The organism is Sorangium sp. So ce887 (assembly GCF_051521455.1).
Lineage (GTDB): Bacteria > Myxococcota_A > Polyangia > Polyangiales > Polyangiaceae > Sorangium.
Genome location: NZ_CP150354.1, coordinates 2,276,743 through 2,294,633, shown reverse-complemented (window position 1 = coordinate 2,294,633; position 17,891 = coordinate 2,276,743). Strand labels below are relative to the sequence as shown.

Annotated in this window: 11 protein-coding genes; 1 reads left to right on the top strand and 10 read right to left on the bottom strand. The window is 73.4% G+C overall.

Annotation, left to right across the window (positions count from 1 at the left end; translation table 11 throughout):
• The first annotated feature begins 37 nt into the window (after positions 1 to 37).
• Positions 38 to 1,192, top strand: coding sequence for a S1C family serine protease (locus WMF36_RS08595; RefSeq protein ID WP_437579130.1), 1,155 nt, complete (start codon positions 38 to 40; stop codon positions 1,190 to 1,192).
• 75 nt (positions 1,193 to 1,267) lie between these two features.
• Here WMF36_RS08595 and WMF36_RS08590 read toward each other — a convergent pair whose 3' ends face one another.
• The 10 genes from WMF36_RS08590 to WMF36_RS08545 form a co-directional block, all read right to left on the bottom strand.
• Complete coding sequence (locus WMF36_RS08590; protein ID WP_437579129.1) at positions 1,268 to 4,495, bottom strand: efflux RND transporter permease subunit; 3,228 nt, start codon at positions 4,493 to 4,495, stop codon at positions 1,268 to 1,270.
• 43 nt (positions 4,496 to 4,538) lie between these two features.
• Complete coding sequence (locus WMF36_RS08585; RefSeq protein ID WP_437579128.1) at positions 4,539 to 5,840, bottom strand: efflux RND transporter periplasmic adaptor subunit; 1,302 nt, start codon at positions 5,838 to 5,840, stop codon at positions 4,539 to 4,541.
• Between the two features lie 486 nt (positions 5,841 to 6,326).
• Positions 6,327 to 7,925 (bottom strand): glycoside hydrolase family 57 protein, encoded by a 1,599-nt coding sequence (locus WMF36_RS08580; RefSeq protein WP_437579127.1) that lies wholly within the window; start codon positions 7,923 to 7,925, stop codon positions 6,327 to 6,329.
• A gap of 81 nt (positions 7,926 to 8,006) precedes the next feature.
• Positions 8,007 to 8,903, bottom strand: coding sequence for a hydroxymethylbilane synthase (gene hemC, locus WMF36_RS08575; protein WP_437488278.1), 897 nt, complete (start codon positions 8,901 to 8,903; stop codon positions 8,007 to 8,009).
• Positions 8,904 to 8,907: 4 nt separating this feature from the next.
• Positions 8,908 to 10,500: a glutamyl-tRNA reductase gene (gene hemA, locus WMF36_RS08570; protein ID WP_437579126.1), complete on the bottom strand. Its 1,593-nt coding sequence runs from the start codon at positions 10,498 to 10,500 to the stop codon at positions 8,908 to 8,910.
• A 5-nt stretch (positions 10,501 to 10,505) separates the two neighbouring features.
• Entirely contained in the window at positions 10,506 to 11,417 is a 912-nt protein-coding gene (locus WMF36_RS08565; protein WP_437579125.1) for a cytochrome C assembly family protein, read from the bottom strand.
• A gap of 221 nt (positions 11,418 to 11,638) precedes the next feature.
• A complete protein-coding gene (locus WMF36_RS08560) occupies positions 11,639 to 12,040 on the bottom strand; it encodes a hypothetical protein (RefSeq protein ID WP_437488269.1) in 402 nt (133 codons plus the stop codon).
• 82 nt (positions 12,041 to 12,122) lie between these two features.
• Positions 12,123 to 12,941 carry a CDP-diacylglycerol--serine O-phosphatidyltransferase gene (gene pssA / locus WMF36_RS08555; RefSeq protein WP_437488266.1) on the bottom strand — a complete coding sequence of 273 codons (819 nt, stop codon included), beginning with the start codon at positions 12,939 to 12,941 and terminating at the stop codon, positions 12,123 to 12,125.
• Positions 12,942 to 13,102: 161 nt separating this feature from the next.
• A complete protein-coding gene (locus WMF36_RS08550) occupies positions 13,103 to 16,636 on the bottom strand; it encodes a hypothetical protein (RefSeq protein WP_437579124.1) in 3,534 nt (1,177 codons plus the stop codon).
• On the bottom strand, positions 16,633 to 17,805 hold the full coding sequence (locus WMF36_RS08545) for a TolB family protein (RefSeq protein WP_437579123.1): 1,173 nt from the start codon (positions 17,803 to 17,805) through the stop codon (positions 16,633 to 16,635). Before WMF36_RS08545 ends, WMF36_RS08550 begins: the two co-directional genes overlap by 4 nt.
• Between the last annotated feature and the right edge of the window lie 86 nt (positions 17,806 to 17,891).

The following is a 17,891-nucleotide window of genomic DNA, read 5'->3' as shown; positions in this document are numbered from 1 at the left end:
GAGGGAGGCCGCTCACGGGGCGGCCCCGGGGAGCGACATGAACCACCGCAGCCTGCCAGGCGAGCTCCATGACGACGACGGGCGCTCCAGCGCCGCTCCTCCCCCCCATCCCCGGCCCCAGCGGCGGCCCCGCTGGCCGCGCCTCTCCGGGCTGCTCGCAGCGGCGGCGCTCGCGGCGCTCGGCTGCGGCGCCGGCTCAGGCGGCCAGCCGGCGAGCACGGCGTCGCAGCCCGCCGCGATGACCCCGGCCCAGATCGCGGCGCGCGCCACGCCGGCGGTCGTCACGATCCGCGGCGACGGCTCGCTGGGGGCGGGCTTCCTCGTCCGCGAGGACGGCTGGATCGCGACGAACTACCACGTCATCGCCGGGATCTCGGATCTCAAGGTGGTCCTCTGGGATCAGAGCGAGCACCCGGTGCTCGAGGTGCTCGCGTTCGACGAGGACCGGGATCTCGCGATCGTCCGGATCCACGCGCCGCGGAGGCTCCCGCTGCTGTCCCTGGGCGACAGCCGCGCGGTCCGCCCCGGTGACCCGGTCGTGGCGATCGGCCATCCGCTCGGCCTGGCGGACACCGTGTCGAACGGCCTCGTGAGCGCGGTCCGCGTGGTCGATCCCGCGCTGACGCTGCTGCAGATCTCCGCGCCGATCGCGCCGGGCTCCTCGGGCGGACCGCTGTTCAACGAGCGCGGCGAGGTGATCGGCGTCGCCGCCGCGGTCGCGACGCAGGGGCAGAACCTCAACTTCGGCGTGCCCGCCGACTACCTCAAGAAGCTGCTCGTGCACCCCGACCCCGTCCCGCTCTCGACGTTCGCGGCCGAGACGGCCGACGAGGAGCAAGCGCTGCCGGCGGTCAAGCGCGCGGTGCCCCACCACCGGCTCGCGGTCCTCCGCGGCTGCACCGAGGGCGACCTCCTCGTGCTGGCGCGGACGATGGACGGCGCGATCCAGGTCGGCTCGCCCCTCTACAACCAGGGGGATTTCGCGTCCTGCTATCACATCTACGAGGGCGCCTCGTTCGACATGGAGCGCCGGCTCGGCCCCGCGTGCAGGGGCCCGAAGCAGGCGCTCGCCGAGGGCCGCCGCAAGGCCGCCAGGCTCGACGACAACGCCGCCCAGGCCTGGGCAATGCGCGACGCGTTCGACGGTCTGCTGGATGTGATCCTGCGCAAGGTGAACGGCGACGCGGGCTGAGCGGCGACGCGTCGCGATCGCTCCGGGGGCCGGGCGCGGCGCGCCGCGGCCCCGGAGCGCGGCCAGGCGGCGCGGCTAGTCGAGGTGGGCCCCCGCCGGACGGCCCCCCTCGTGCGCGATCGCGGCGCGCGCCGCGGCGCCGTGAGGCCCCGCCGCGACGCCCGCGTCCCCCGCCGGAGCGACGCCGCCCTCCCCCGCCCCGCGCGGCGCGCCCTGGTCGTCGCTGCCCCGCATGAAGGGCAGGACCCGCTTCAACCACGACGACATGTCGTCGAACAGCGAGTAGGCGACCGGGGTCGCGAGCAGCGTCAGGAGGAGCGCCAGCGTCTGCCCGCCGATGATCACGAACCCGGTCGCGCGGTTCGTGCCCGAGCCCGCGCCGCTCGAGGCCACGAGCGGGATCATGCCGGCCACGAACGCGAGCGTGGTCATCAGGATGGGCCGGAGCCTGTCGCGGTTCGCCTCCAGGATGGCCTGCGCGCGCGGCAAGCCGTGCTCGCGCAGCTTGATCGTGTGATCGATCTGGAGGATCGAGTTCTTCTTCACGACGCCGAACAGCACGACGATGCCGAGCAGCGAGAAGATGTTGAGCGACTGCCGGAAGATGATGACCGCAATGAACGCGAACGGCACCGTCAGCGGCAGCGACAGGAGGATCGTGATCGGGTGCAGCCACGACTCGAACTGCGCGGCGAGCACGAGGTACATGAAGACCAGCGACAGGAGCAGGGCGACCAGGAAGCTCTTCATCATCTTGACGAGCTCCTTCGACGCGCCGACGGGGCCGGCGGAGTAGCCGGACGCCAGGTTCAGCTGCGACGCGGCCTTGTCGAGCTCCTGGACGACCGTCTGCTGCGAGTAGCCCGCCTCGAGGTTGGCGGTCAGCATGACCTGCCGCTGGCGGTTGTAGCGCTCGATGCGCGACGGCCCTGTCCCCTCGGCGAACGTCACCACGTTGTCGAGCGTGACCGCGCCGAGCTTCGTCGACGGCACCGTGATCTTCGCGAGGCCCTCCTTGTCGGAGCGGAAGCTCGGCAGCGCGCGCGCGCGCACCTCGTACTGCTCCCCGCCCTCGTTGTAGGTCGACACCTTGTACCCGCCGACCAGGAGGCGCAGGGTGGTGGCCACGTCGCCGACCTGGACGCCGAGATCGGCGGCCTTCTTGCGGTCGATGAGCACGCGGATCTCCGGCTTGCCGACGAGCAGCGACGTGTCCGGATCGACGACGCCCGGCATCGCCTTGAGCTTCTGGAGCAGCGTGTCGGAGTACTGGCCGATCCGCTGGAGGTCGGGGCCCTGCACCTGGTACGCGATCTGGGTGCTCTGGCCGCCGGAGAAGGCGGGCACGGGGCCGATGTTCGCCCGGAGCTTCTCCGCATCGAACTTCGGCTGGAGCTCGCGCCGGGCGCGATCGATGAGGTCCTGCTGCGACAGCTCGCGATCGTCCGCGGTCTTGAGCTTCACGTAGATGTTGGCGAGGTTCGGCGTCTTCTGCGGATCGTCGCCGATCGTCGTCAGCGTGTAGAGCACGCCCGGGAGCTTCTCGAGGTCCGAGGCGAGCCGCGCGGCGATGACGCGCGTCCCGTCGAGGCTCACGCCCTCGGGCGCGCGCATGCTGACCTGGAACTGCGACTCGTCCTCGATCGGGAGGAAGTTGAACTTCGCGAGGCCGCCCAGCACCGGGATCGAGAGCAGCGCGAGGACCGAGGCGAGCACGATCACCCAGCGGTGCGCCATCGACCAGCGGAGGAGCGCCATGTAGCCGCGCTCGATCGGCCCGTAGAAGCGCGACTCCTTGGAGCTGCCGGCGTCGTGCTTCTCCGGCTTCCTCAGCCACCGCGCCGACAGCATCGGCGTCAGCGTGAAGCTCACGATCAGCGAGACCAGGATCGAGAACGCCATGGTGAGGCCGAACGAGTTCAGGAAGCGGCCGACGATGCCGCTCATGAACGCGACGGGGACGAACACCGCGACCAGCGAGAGCGTCGTCGCGAGCACCGCGGGGCCGATCTCCCGCGTGCCCTGGAGCGCCGCCTCCCACGGGCTCGCGCCCTTCTCCTCGATCCAGCGGTAGCAGTTCTCGAGGACGACGATCGCGTCGTCGATCACGATGCCGACCGCCAGCGTCAGCGCGAGGAGCGTGATCCCGTTGAGCGTGAAGCCCGCCACCTTCATCAGGGCGAACGTGGAGATGATGCTCGTCGGGATGGCGATCGCGGAGATGAGCGTGCTGCGGACGTTCGCGAGGAAGAGCGCGACGATGATCGCGGCGAGCACCGCGCCGAGCACCAGGTGCTCCTTGACGGCGTTGACCGAGTTCTTGATGAACTCCGACTGGTCGCGCGCGATGACGATCTGGTAGCCCGGGGGCAGGCGCTTCTCGACCTCGCTGATCCGCGCCTTCAGCCCGTCGATGACCTCGACGGTGTTCGTCCCGCTTTGCTTGCGGATGCTGAGGAGCACGGCGGGATCGAGGCCGCGAAAGCCGGCGGACTCCGGCTCCGCCATGCCGTCCTGGACCTCGGCGACGTCGCCGAGCCGGACGGAGTAACCGTCGCGGTCCACGAGCACGATGTCCGCCATCTGCTCGACCGACTGCACGCGGCCGCGCGTCCGCAGGGTCAGCGCCCTGCCGCCCTGCTCGATCCGGCCGGCGGGGATCTCGACGTTCTGGCTCGCCAGCGCCTGGGTCACCACGCCGCCGGTCAGCGCGTACTTCTCGAGCTTCTCCGGATCGATCCAGATGTTGATCTGGCGGCTCCGGCCGCCGATGAGCAGCACCTGGCCGACGCCGGCGAGCGACTCCAGCTCGCGCCGCAGCGTCTTGTCGGCGAACTCGGTCACCTCGCGGACGCTCGCCTTCGGCGACGAGACGGCGAGCGTGAGGATCGGGGCGGCGTCCGGATCCAGCTTGCCCACGATCGGCGGGTCGATGCCCTCCGGGAGCTCCGCGAGGATGCCCTCGACCTTGTCGCGGACCTCCTGCGCGGCCACGTCGACGTCCTTCTCGAGCTGGAAGGAGATCATGACCTGGCTCAGCCCCTCGACCGACGCGGAGCGCAGCTCGTCGATGCCGCTGATGGTGTTGACCGCCGACTCGATCTTGTCCGAGAGCTCCGTCTCCACCTCCTCGGGCGCCGCGCCGGGGAGGATCGTCGTCACGACGATGAACGGGAACTCGACCTTGGGGAACCGGTCCACGCCGAGGCCGAAGTAGGAGAACGCCCCGAGCACGGTCAGGAGCAAGACGATCACCGAGGCGAACACCGGCCTACGGATGCAGATTGCCGCGAGCCATTGCATGGTCGCTACCTTTCCTAAGTAATGAGATGCGCGTGCGCTCGGCTCACTGCGCCGCCGCGACCTCGATGCCGTCCGCCAGCTCGCTCACCTTGTCGATCGCGACCTCATCCCCCTCGGCGAGCGGACCGATGACCTCGACGAGGTCGTCGATCTTGCGGCCGGTCTTGATCAGCCGCTCCGTCACGCGATCGCCGGTTCTCACGAACACGCGCGCGCTCGTCCCGGAGGTGCCGACCGCCGACTCGGGCACGAGGAGCGCCGTTCTTGACTCGCCGGTCAGCGCCAGCTGCCCCTGCGCGAAGAGGCCGGGCCGGAGCTTCCCCTCGCTGTTGTCGAACTCGGCCTCGACGGGCAGCGTGCGCGAGGAGGCCCTGAGGCTCGCGCCGATCCGCTTCACGACGCCCGGGAACGTGCGATCGGGGAAGGCGGCGACCGAGACCTTGACCGGCTTGCCGATCTCGATGGCCGCGATGTCCCCTTCGGGTACGTCGATCTGGAGCCGCAGCGGGTTGTCGCGGACCACGACCGCCACCACGCGGCCCGGGCTCGCGAACTCGCCGACGCTGATCCGTTTCTCGGCGACGGCGCCGTCGAACGGCGCCCGCACCGTCGTGTCGGACACCGACTTCGAGGCGAGCCCCGCCTGCGCCTGCGCCGACGTGAGCGAAGCGACGGTCGCGCGGATGCCGTTGACCGCGGCCTCGTACTGCGCGGCCGCGTTCTGGGCCTGCGTGCGCGCCGAGTCCCAGGTCGACTGGGCGACGGCGCCCTGATCGAAGAGCTGCTTCACGCGATCCGCCTCGGACTTCGCGAGCTCCATGCTCTGCTTCGCGGCCCGGACCTCCGGCACCTGGTCGGGATCGATGCCCTTCGGCGACGCGCCCTCCTGCAGCGCGAGCTTGGCCCGGGCTTGCGCCACGGCGGCGGAGGCCGCCTGCGACTGGAGCGCGGCGTTGCGCGCGTCGAGCACGACGAGCGGATCGCCCTTCTTGACCCGGGAGCCCACGTCGACCGCGACGCTCACGACCGAGCCGGCGACCTGGGTCGCCACCTCGCTGCGCTCGTCGGCGACGAGGGTGCCGCTGACGTCGAGCGTCTGCGCGAGCGGTCGCGCGGTCACCTTCCCGAAGCGCACGGCAGGCTTCTCGCGAGGCGCGGCGGTGTCGCGCGCCGCCGACGGCTGCGCGTCCGCGTCCGCGCGGCGGCAAGCGGTCAGCGTGGGCAGCGCGAGCGCCGCGAGCAGCGCCGCGACGGCGGCGGCGCGGGAGTGGATCGAGGCGGCGCTACGAGCGCCGAAGGCCCTTCGAGCGATACGGTGCTCGGGTCCGCAAGGAGGATGTGTCATGGGGAGTTCGCCCGGTTCTTTGCCAGCGCCTGCCGGTGCGGTCCAGGAGCAAAGCTGGCGGACACCACAGTAGGGTGCTGACCGGCCGGTCATCAAGGGGGTGCTCCGGGCAATGTCTCCGTCCCTCTCGCACTTTATGCCGCCATGGCCGAGGAAAACGTGCCGCAGGCCATGGTCAAGGCTGCGCCGGCAGACGCTCGGCAATGAAACGACCCGGTGAATCACCGGTCATCATCCAGAAAATCGGCGCCGAGCGCCGAGCCGCCGCGTGGATGCGCCCTCCGTGGCGCCGCGATTCCGCGACCTCAGCCTCAGCGACCTGCGCGAGCGCAATGGTGCTGCGCAACGGGGCGGGCGGCCAGCTGCCACGACAAATTCCGTCACAGAATATTTCAGTACGAGTAGATTCCCTGTTTGCGGGAGCTGCTCAGTCCCTCGCCGTCGCCGGAGATGTCCGGACACGGGGCGACAGGGTGGGAACGCGACTCATCGCCACGGGTCGAAGGCGTCCTGGAGCGCAGGGCCCGTGAGCTCGGCGAGGAAAGGGTCGAGCCTGCAGAGCGCGTCGAGCCAGGCGACGTCGGCGGGAGCGGCCGTGGGTTGCTGGGCCAGGCTCGCGAGCCGGCGGGCACGGGCCGCGTGGGCGCGGGCGCGCGCCTCCGCATAGGGAACCATCTCGCCGGCGGACATCATGAACGCCCAGTCGCTCGACTGGAGGAGGAGGAGCTCGCGGATCGCCTGGTCCAGCGCGCGGCCGGGCAGGCCGCCCGCGCCGCGGCAGCGCGAGAGCGCCCCGAGCACCGCGCGCTCGGCGTGATGGGCGTGCCGCCACAGGGGCGCCGCGCTCGGGCCCGTCCAGAACGCGCCGAACCCGCCTTCGCCCCACGTCGAGGCGGCGGGCGCGACGACCTCCACGGGCGGGTGGCGCTCGAGGTACGCGCCGAGCGCGATCGGGACGGCGCGGTCCGAGGCCGCGAGGCGGCGCAGGGCGTGCTCGAGAAACTCGGGCCCTTCGAGCCACCAGTGGCCGAAGAGCTCGGCGTCGTACGGGGCCACGAGGATGGGCGGGGCCGGCGCGCCGCAGCTCGACGCGAGCGCCGCCTCGCGGCGGGCCACGAACTCCGCGGCGTGGGCGCGCGCCTGCGCCGACGCGCGGGCCGGGTCGTAGGGCGCCTTGTCGGGGCCAGGCCCTGTCACGCGATGGAGCTTGAGGCCGGTCATGAGCCGGGTGCCGCCGGGACCGATCTCGCCGTCGAGCTCGCGCTCGGGGAGGTCGAGCCCGACGTCGCGGTAGAACTCGCGGTAGACCGGGTGGCCCGGGTAGCCGGCGTCGCGCGACCAGACCTCGCGCGCGCTGTCGCGATCGCGCCCGAAGCACGCGACGCCGGCCGGCGAGAGCACGGGGACCGAGGCGCCGGCGGACGGAGGCGGAGCGGCGAGCGTGAGGGCGTGGGCGTCGAGCACGGTGAAGCGGACGCCGGCCGCCGCGAGATCGGCGTCGATGCCGGGCGCGTAAGCGCACTCGGGCAGCCAGAAGCCGCGCGGCTCGGGCGCGCCGGCGAGGGCCGCGAAGGCGCGGCGGCCGAGCCGGAGCTGCGCCCGGATGGACGCCGGCGTGGGGAGCAGGCCGGGCAGGTAGGCGTGCGTCGCGGCCGTGGTGAGGAGCTCGACGCGGCCCGCCCCGGCGTGGCGCAAGAGGGCGCCCGGGAGATCGCCGCCCAGCGCCTCCCAGGCGCTCGCCGCGTCAGCGAGCCGCGCGCGGTAGAGCGCGGCGGCCGCCGCGAAGCCGCTCCCGGCGAAGCGGGCCTCGACCCGGGCGGCGAGCGCGGCGAGACGGCGGAGGTGATCCTCGAACCGGCGAAGGAGGAGCTCGTCGCGCAGCATCGCGAGGAGCGACGGCGAGACGGAGAGGGTCAGCGGGGCGACGACGCGATCGGCAGCGAGGCGATCGAGGACGCCGAGCAAGGGGAGGTAGCACTCCCAGAGCGCCTCGAAGAACCAGCGCTCCTCCAGCGAGCGGGCGTGCTCGGGGTGGCGCACGTACGGCAGGTGGGCGTGGAGGACGAGGGCGACGTAGCCCGGCATGAGCGCTGGGCGGCGGGAGACCGCCGGCAGGTCCGGTCTCGCACGGGCGCGCCGGCGTGGGAAGCGCGGGGCGAACGCTCCTCAGCCTTGCTTGAGCTCCACCCCGAGATCCTCTCCCAGACGCGCAGCTTCGCGCGCGTCTCCGGGCCACGCGAGGCGCCGCTCCGCCCGCCGCAGCCGGGAGCCGTCGGGCTCGGCGAGGAACGCCCGCAGCCAGAGCGCGTCGCCGTCACGCATCGCGTAGGCGGCCACGGGCGTCCGGCAGCTGCCTTCCACGGCCGCCATCACGGCTCGCTCCGCCGTGACGCAGACGGTGGTCTCGCGATCCGCGAGCGCCGCCAGGACGTCGCGCACGTCGGCGTCCTCCGCGCGGCACTCGATGCCGAGCGCCCCCTGGCCGATGGCCGGCAGCGACACCTCGGGCGACAGGACCTCGGTGGCGCGGCCCTCGATGCCGAGCCGCTTCAGGCCGGCGAGCGCCAGCACCACGGCGTCGAACGACCCGTCGAACACCTTGCGGAGGCGGGTGTCGACGTTGCCGCGGACCGGCTCGATCACGAGATCCGGGCGCGCCTCGCGCAGCGCGACCGCCCGGCGGAGGCTCGAGGTGCCGACCCGGGCGCCCGCCGGCAGCTCCGCGAGCGGAGCGCCGCTCCGGGTGACGAGCACGTCGCGAGGATCCTCCCGCGCGGGGATGCAGGCGAGGCAGAGCGCCGGGGCGATCTCGGCGGGGACGTCCTTGATCGAGTGGACCGCGAAATCGGCGCGCCGGTCGAGCAGCGCCTCCTCGAGCTCCTTGATGAACAACCCCTTGCCGCCGATGTCCTGGAGCGAGCGATCCTGCGTCTTGTCGCCCGAGGTCACCACCTCGAGCTCGCGGAGGGTGAGATCGGGCACCGCCGCCTCGAGGGAACGAGCGAAGGCGCGGGACTGGGCGAGGGCGAGCGCCGAGCGGCGCGTGGCGAGGGTGAGCTCCATGGGGTCACGCTCCCTTTAACCCAGCTGCGCGCACGGCCGCGGCTGGATTCGCCACGGCCATGACGCCGGCCTCGGCGGCCTGGGGGCGCGCGCCGGGCTGCCGGGCGTAGAGGCCGTTGTCCTCCGCGGCCTGAGGGCACGGCTCGGCCTGCCGGGGCGATGCGCCGTTGCGAGCGCCGGAGGCGGGCGGCGCTGCCCCGCGGGCAGACCGCGGCGTGGGAGGGCCGTCCGCGGCGCCACGCAGCTCCCCCTCGACGAGCGCCGCGGCGCCGCTCTCGGCCGGCGCGCCGTCGATGTCGAAGAGCTCGCGGAGCGAGTCGACGTGCTCCGCTACGCGGGGATCGCTGGCCATGGCGCGGAGGCGGGTGGTGGGCACGTGGAGCAGCTTGTTCGTGGCGGCGTCGACCATCAGCGCGAGGGCCTGGCGCTCGGCCGGGCCGAGGTGACGGAGCTTGCCGGCGAGGCTGCGCTCGACCTCGGCCACGAGGATGGAGCGGGTGCGGGTCCGCAAGCCCACGATCGCGGGCGTCAGGGCGCGCTCGAGCGTCCACGCCTCGAAGGCGTGCGCCTCGTCCGCGACGATCGCCTCGGCCCGCGCCGCCTCGGCGGCGCGCCCCTCGACGGACTGCGCCACGATCTGCGAGAGGTCGTCGACGTCGTAGAGATACACGCTGTCGAGCTTGTTGACGGCAGGGTCGATGTCGCGCGGGACCGCGATGTCGATGAGGAACAGGCTCCTGCCCCTCCTGGCCTTGCGGGCCCGGCGGACGAGGTCGGGCGAGACCACGTAGCTCGGGCTCGAGGTCGACGAGATCACGATGTCGGCGTCGATGACGGCGCGCTCGAGCTCGGCCCAGGGGCGGGGCTCGCCGCCGACCTCGCGCGCGAGCGCGGCCGCGCGATCCAGGCTCCGGTTGACCACGACGAGGCGGGCGCCGGCGCGGACGAGGAGCTTCGAGGCGGCCTCGGCCATCTCACCGGCGCCGATGAGCAGCGCCGTGTGGCCGGCGAGCTCCGCGAAGATCTGGCGGGCGAGGTCGATCGCGACGCTGGAGACCGAGACCTGGCCCGCGCCGATCGCCGTCTCGGTGCGCACGCGCTTGCCGACCTTGATCGCCCGGTGGGCCGCTCGGCCGAGCTTGACGCCGAGGGTCCTCGCCCCGCGGGCGATCTCGATGGCCTCCTTCATCTGCCCGAGGATCTGCGGCTCGCCGACGACCATCGAGTCGAGCGAGGCGGCGACGCGGAAGAGGTGGAGGACGGCGTCGCTGCCGACGCGGCCGGCGAGGTGGCCGCGGACGCCATCGCCGCCGATGCCGACGAGCACCGCCACGGCGGCGCGGAGCGCCTCGTTCTCGAGCGGGAGCTCGTCGTCGGGCGGAGGCGAGGCGCTGCCGGGGCGGGGCAGCGCGGGCGCTTGCTGCCGCGGTGAGGCGTAGACCTCGACGCGGTTGCAGGTGGAGAGCACGAGCGCCTCCCCGATGGCGGGGTGCGCGGTGAGGCGCGCGAGCACCTCGGGGAGCTGGTCCCGCCCGATCGCGAGCCGCTCGCGCACCTCGATGGGCGCGCTCTTGTGGGAGAGCCCGACGAAGATCACCGGCGCTAACCTCCGAGCCCCGCGGCGGGGCGGACGAGATAGATGACGAGCACCGCCGCGGCGCAGGCGAGCCCCGCGATGGTGCCGTACGCCGCGCGGCGGCCGCGCCAGCCCGCGGCGGCGCGCAGGAGCAGCACGAGCGCGACGAGGAGCCACGTGGCGTAGCCGAAGATGGCGCGCATCACCTCGTCGGTGTTGCCCAGCTCGAGCTGGTGCGCCCAGTACGTCCCCGTGACGATGCCGAGCGTCAGCAAGGGGAAGCCGGCGCTCAGGAAGCGGTGGACGGCGCGATCGAGGGTGTCGAGCGGCGGGAGGCTGCCCATGCGCTCGACGTGCCGCTTCCGCTTGAGCCGCTTCTCCTGGACGAGGTAGAGCGCGGCGGAGGCGCCGGCGAGGAGGAAGAGGGCGATCCCGAGCAGGTTCGCCATGACGTGGGCCGCGATGAACAGCGGGCTGAGCTTCGGCTCGGGGTGCGGCTTTCCGAGGAAGAAGGTGCCGAGCAGGAAGGCGAGCCCGAGCGGTCCGATGAGGAGGCCGAGCGCGTCGATGCGGAAGCGGCGGCGGGCGATGAGATAAACGGCGATCGCGAGGAGCGACGCGACCGAAAGCATGAAGTGAACCGAGTGGACCGGGCAGACGCGCGCGACGAAGCTGGCGATCGTGACGTAGGTCGCGTGTCCGAGGGCGCCCAGGCCGAGCAGCAGGGGCGCGTGCCGCGAAACGGATACGACGACGGCAGAGCTCGGCCGCGCGGTGGGGTCGTGAACGTGCACCCGCCCGCCAAGGAGGCCCGCGAGGTCGCCCGCGGAGGGGAGCCGCGTGCGGCTCCGGGCGACGTCGAAGAAGAACAGGGCGCTGGCGGCACCGTAGAACAGCAGCGCGAGCGCAAAGCTGATCCCGGAGGTGACCTCGGGCATGGCCCCCGTTATAGCGTGCCTCACCGGGGATGGCCCGCCGGCCTCGAAGGCGGAGGCGTACTCTCGTCGGAGCTGACCCGATAGCGCGGAAGAGCCGGTTCATGCGCGGACGGGAGCCCCCGACCGCCGGCGCACCGCTGCGTCAGGGGCGCCGGTGCGCCCCGATCATGGACACCGATGCGCCCCCGACCGAGGCGCCGATGCGACGTGATGCGGTGTCGCTACATCTCGCTCGTCAGGAACGCGGCGAGGAGCTCTTCGTCGCTCGTCAGGCTGCTGTTCGTCGCGATCGACGCCGTCGCGGCCTTGCGGTGCTCGGCGAACGTGCCCACCGGCGCGCCGATGAACCCCGGGATCACGTCGTAGGCGTTGTCGCCGATGATCATGGACCCCTCGAGGATCTCCGCGCCGAGCTCCCGCAGGAACGCGCGCGTCTTGACCCTGCCGAGGACCTCGTGGATGTCCGCCGAGCCCGTCACCTCGCGGAGGACGCGGATCGCCTCGATGATCTTGTAGCGGCGGCCCTCGGTCTTGATCAGAAGCTCGTCGTTGTTCAGATCGACGCGGTCGCTCGCGATCCAGTCGTCGAGCGCGGCCTGCGGAAAGAACACGCGGTTCTTCATCGCGCGCAGTCTACTCAAAAACAGGCCCGAGCGGTTGGACCGCGATGCCGGCGGCAAGGGATGGCCCCGGGCCAGGCACGCGTCAGGCCGGAGGGGGCACCCTGGGCGGAGGCACCGAGTCCCGCGGCAGGCCGCGGAGGCGCGCCGGCAGGTGCCAGAGCGACTCGAAGATCCCGAGCAGCACGTAGAAGCCAAGCAGCCACACGAGCACGAACGCAGGCTGCAGCTGCGTCGAGATCACCGCGCTCGACCCGACCGCGAACGCGACGAAGAGCACCGTCCGGACGTTGAGCCGGAGATCCTTGAACGAGCGGAACCGGATCGTCGAGACCATCAGCAGCGACAGGATCGTCGTTGTCACGAGGATCGCCGAGGCGTAGCGCTCGCCGCCGATCTCGCCGGCGGCCGCGTGGTTCGCCACCACGATCGAGACCAGGATCCCCGCCGCGCCCGGGATCGGCAGGCCGACGATGTACTTCGAGGGCTTCGCGGGCTTGCCCGCCTCGCCCATGGAAAGGACGTTGAAGCGCGCCAGCCGGACCGCGCCGCACGCCGTGAAGATGAACGCTACGAGCAGCCCCGCGAGATCGAAGCGGTGCAGCGTCCACTGGTACACGAGCATCGACGGCGCCACGCCGAACGAAACGATATCGGCCAGCGAGTCGATCTGCAGGCCAAAGGCGCTCTGGGTCTTCGTCATCCGCGCGACACGCCCGTCGAGGGTGTCGAAGAACATCGCGAAGACGATCAGCAGGGCGGCGCGGTAAAAGTCATCCTCCGACTGCGCGGTCGCCGAGCGCCGGATCGAGTCGAAGCCGCAGAATATCGATGAGAGCGTGATCAGGTTCGGAAGCAGGAACAGCGTCTTCCTGAGCTCGAACCGCCGTCGCTTCCGGATCATGCCGCCTCCCTTCAGGCAGGCCAGGCTATCGCCGCAGAGACCACCAACGCAAGCGCCGAAGCGCAGACGCGAGCCGCTATAAGGTTACCGCAAGCCAGGATCCGGGATCGTTTCATCGTACGATCTGCTTCGTTTCATTCATCCTTTTTGGGCCGTCGCTCTCAGCCATCGGGGCGCGCCGTGGCCGGCTCGCTCCATACCGCCTCCGGGACCTTCGCGCCCGGATCGAAGCGGCAGGCCATCGGGCGGAGCTCGACGGCCGTGCCGCCCGCGCCGCTCGCGCCCGACGAGCTCGCTGCGGCCCGGAACAGCCACGACCGCGCGAGATCGCCGGGGAGGATCGCGGACAGGGGAGCCCGCCCGATCGCCCGCGCGTCCCAGCCGGCGACGCACGGCGCGGCCGGCGTGCCGTGGAGCACCGTGGAGGCGGTCAGGAGCACCATCACCTCGGGCGCGCCGGAGGGGCCAGCGGCGTCGGTGACGACGACGGGGTGGCGCGTGCCCGGGAACAGGGCCTCGCTGCCCAGGAAAAGCGGCGCCTCGTGGCGCGCGGTCGCCGCGCGATCGGCGGCAGCGCACGGGCGCGGCACGTCGCCGAGATCGAACGGCGTCGGCAACGGCTGCGCAGGGCCGAGCGTTCCGTCTCCACGGAAGGGCTGGAAGACGGCCCAGGCGATCGCATGCCCTGGATCGGCGACCAGCGTCGTGACGCCGATCGACTTGCCAGCATAGGTCCAGTCGGTGTGCACGACCCGATCGCGGCCCGCGGGAGGCGCGACGGTCACGGCGTCGATCGCCCACGCGGCGCCTGGGCCCGGTGAGGTGGACGCGCCGGCAGAGGGCGCCGGGGCCGGGCGGTGGGCGAGCAGCATCCCCGTCACCGGGCCGCTCGACGCCTGCCGGACCATCCCCACGCCGACGGGCCGGCCGTCCGCGAAGACGGCGTCGGCACGCACGTCGAGGCTGCCGTGGAGGCCCGACGCGGGCCAGGACGGGAAGTCGAAGCGCTGGAGCTTGCCGGACGGCTCGTAGAAGAACGTGAGCGCCGAGTGCGCGCTGCCGGAGTGCGGGCGGACGAAGAGCCCGCCCAGCGAGACCGACAGGAGCGCGGGATCGAAGAAATCCTCGGGAGGCGGCGCGCGGCGCGGGGCCGCGCCTTGAGGGCCGGGCTGAGGGCGCGCGCCCGCCGGCGGCTGGCGCGCGGCGTCCGGAGCGACCTTCACGTCGCCGAGCTCGAACGGGCCGGCGTCGGGGATCACGCCGCGGCCCGAGGTGCCGTCCATCCAGTTCTCCCAGGCGACCTCGACGTTGCGCATCGGCGCGCCGGGCTTCGCCGCGCCGCCGGGGATCCGCACGCGCGCCGCGGCGTAGCCCTCCATCTGCAGGGTGAGGTTGGTCGCCACCCGCGCTCTCCCGGCCCCCGCCGGCACCGCGGGGAACAGCGGTCGCGTGATGACGCGCGCCTCGCCGGCGCCGGACTCGGGGAGCACCGCGGAGACGACGTCGATGGCGCCGCTCGGGGCGCGCGTGAGCAACGACCAGACCGACCGGCCGCGCAGGAGCTCGTCGCCGTCGGGCAGGCCGAGGCCGCTCGAGTCGACGTGGTCGATGCGCGTCCACTTCGAGGACGGCAGCGTCTCGCAGACGATGGGCGCGCGCACGGCAGGCTGGGCGCGCGGCGCAGGCTCAGGCGCGCGCGGCGGCGCGCCCTCGGCCTGGCCGCCCCAGCCGACGCGGGTCGCGACGTCGCCGAAGAGGCAGCCGCTCGCGCCGCAGGCGATCGGGGCCTGGGAGAGCTCGCGCGAGAGCGCCGGAATCTCCGGGAGCTCCGCCCAGGTCACGCCGCCGTCGAGCGACTCCCAGAGCGCCGCGACGTCCTCGCCGCCAGCGCGCGACGACCGCGCCGCCAGCGCGACCACGCGCCGCCCGAAGCCGGCGAGCGCCGCGGCGTCCGCCGGCGTGGCCGCCACCGTGAGCACCCGGCCGTCGTCGTCGGCGGTCAGGTACGTGAGCGAGCCGCGGTCCGAGAGCAGCAGGCCGACGGTGCCGTCGTCCGCGGGGCGCAGCGCGCTCTCCTCGACGATCTCGAGCCCCTCGGGCGACGCGCCGTCGCCCGGCCCGCCCTCGGCGTCCTCCTCCTCGTCCTCGGCGCCGTCGCCCCGGGGCGCCGGCGACGCCGCGGCGGTCGTGTCGAGCGAGCGCGGCGCGAAGGTCTCGCCGCCGTCGTGCGAGACGAACAGCGCAAGGCGCTCGTCCTTGCCGCGGTAACCGAGGAAGTAGGCGGAGCGCCCGTCCGCCGAGAACGCGGGCAGCACGGCGGGGGCGCCGAGCGTGGGGGCCGCCGCGAGGGCCACCGCGTCGCGCTCGTCGCTTTCGCCCTCGCGGGTCAGGAGCAGCGGCGCGGTCGGCTTGCAGCTGTCCGCGCCGTCGCTCGGCTTGCAGACGCCGGTCAGGAGCGCCGCGCCCTCGGGCGCCACCGCGACGCCGACCTGGTCGATGTCGGGCGTCTCCAGCGTGGCGGCCGGCGACCACGCGCCGCCGCCGTCCTCGCTGCGGAGCACCCGCGCCACGATGCGGTCGCCGTCCGGCTCGGAGCACACCGCGACGATGCGCCGGCCGCTCGCGCCGAGCTTGATGCTCCCGCACTCGCCCGTGCCCGGCAGGGGCGCTTCCTTGAGCGGGCCGTCGATGGGGCCGCTCGCGAGGAGCCACGGCGCGCCGGCGTCGTCCGGGCGCACCGCCTCGACGTAGCGGTCGCCGGTGATCGCCGCCCGCCCGAACCCCATCGAGGAGGCGGACGGGGCGCGCGGGGCCGCGATGGCGAGCTCGACGTCGGCGCGCGGGAGCGTCGCCGCGCTGCGCGAGAACGCCGGCGCGCGCCGCGGATCCCAGGTCGCCGACGCGAGGAGCCCCTCGGCGAGGAGCTCGCCGCCGAGGACGCCGACCCGCGAGAGGCCCATCGTCGGGAGCGGCGCGCGCGCCCAGGTGACCCCGCCGTCCTCGCTCGCGAACAGCGCCTCGGGCAGCGCGAGCGCGAGCGCGCGGCCGCCCTCGGCCATGGCGACGCCGAAGGCGCGCGGCAGAGCCCCGGTCTGCGCCGCGGCGCCGTCGAGCAGGACCGGCTTCCACCCGAGCTCCTCGCGCCACCGGAGCACGCCGCCGCCCCGGGTCACCCCGATCAGCGAGCCGCCGGCGCCCGCGAGCTGCGCGAGCGGCTCCGGCGGGGACAGCGCCCGCGTGAACTGGCCGAGCGGCGAGGAGGCCTCGTAGATCGCCCCGCTCGCGCCGACGAACCCCCAGGAGGCCGGCGAGCGCCGCACGATCGCGGTGAGCTCCTCGGGCGCGGGCGAGGCGCTGGTCCTGCCCTGCCCCGCGCAGCGGCCGGGCTGCGCGCCGGCGCCCGGCGGCGGCGCGGACGCGCGGGGATCGGGCGTCACCGTCCAGCGCTGGCCGCCCTGGGCCACGACGACGCAGCCGGAGCCGGCGAACGGCGCCCACGCGACCGCGGCCTCGGGCGGCGCCGGGTGATAGCTCCAGCGCGCCGGCGAGGCGTAGGCCGCGCCCGCGATGTCCGCCGAGGGGAGCGCGGCCGCGGCGGGGCGGGCCGGCTGCGCGGGGGCGCTGGAGCAGCCCGCGAGCGCGCACGCCGACGCCAGGGCGATCGGCGCGCGAGTCCGCGACGGCGGCGCGGTCATTCGACCCAGCGGGCCACGAACAGGTTGGTCTCGCCGGGCTTCGCGCCGTACCGGTTCGAGGCGAAGACGACGTGCTCGCCGGTCGGCGAGAACATCGGGAAGCTGTCGAAGCCGTCGTAGAACGTCACGCGCTCGACGGGCGGCACGCCGTCCGGCCCCGGCGGCGCCTCGGAGTCGACGAGGTAGAGGTCGAAGTTCGGGATGCCCCGGGCGCCCTGCGGGGTGCTGAAATCCGAGGCGAAGAGGAGCCGCCGGGAGTCCGGCAGGAAGTAGGGCGCGAAATTGGCGCGGCCGTTCCGCGTCACCGCGCGCGGGTTCTGCCCGTCGGCGCTCGCGACGAAGATCTCGAGCGCGCTGGGGCGCACGAGCCCCTTGGCGAGCAGCGCGCGGTAGTCGTCGAGTGCCGCGCCGGTCGGGCGGCTCGCCCGCCAGACAAGCTTGGTCGAATCGGGCGAGAAGAAGGCGCCGCCGTCGTAGCCGGGCGTGCTCGTGATGCGCTGGACATCGGAGCCGTCGAGCTTCGCGGTGTAGAGCTCGATGTCCCCGTCGCGCGTGCTCGTGAACACGAGGCGCGAGCCGTCGAACGCGACGGTCGCCTCGGCGTCGTAGCCCTTGCCCTGGATGAGGGGGCGGAGATCCGAGCCGTCGGCGTTCGCGGTGTAGATCTCGAACTCGTCGAGCGGCCACACGTACCCCTGCGAGTGGTCGGGCTTCGGCGGGCACGCCTCGCCGGCGGCGTGCGTGGAGGCGAAGAGGACGCGCGGCTGCGCCGGGGCCGGGGGCGCCGGGAAGAGGAAATAGCCGCAGGTCGTCTTGCCCTGGCCGTTCGAGACCCGGCGGATCTCGCCGCTCTCCAGGTCGATGACGTACTGCTGATCGCACTTGTTGCCGTCGCGGGTCGACTGGAAAACGAGCTTCCTGCCGTCGGGTGACCAGTAGGCCTCGGCGTTCTCGCCGCCGAAGGTGAGCTGCCGGAGGTCGGCGAGGTGCTTCTCGCGCGGGTCGGCGGCGACGCTCTTGCCGGCGCGGATGCGGAACGGGAGCCACTCGGGCTTCGCCGTGGTCGTCGCCTCGGGGATCTGGCCGAGGGGCTCCTTGGGCCGGGGTTCCGGGGAGGCGCAGGCGGCGAGGAGCAGACAGGCGAGCAGGGCGGGCGGCCTTCGGTTCATGGCGGCGCGACTCTAGTACGAAAGCGGGGAGCCGTCGCGGGAGAGACGCCCGCCGCGAATGGGCCGGGCCGAGGCGGGAGAGAGAC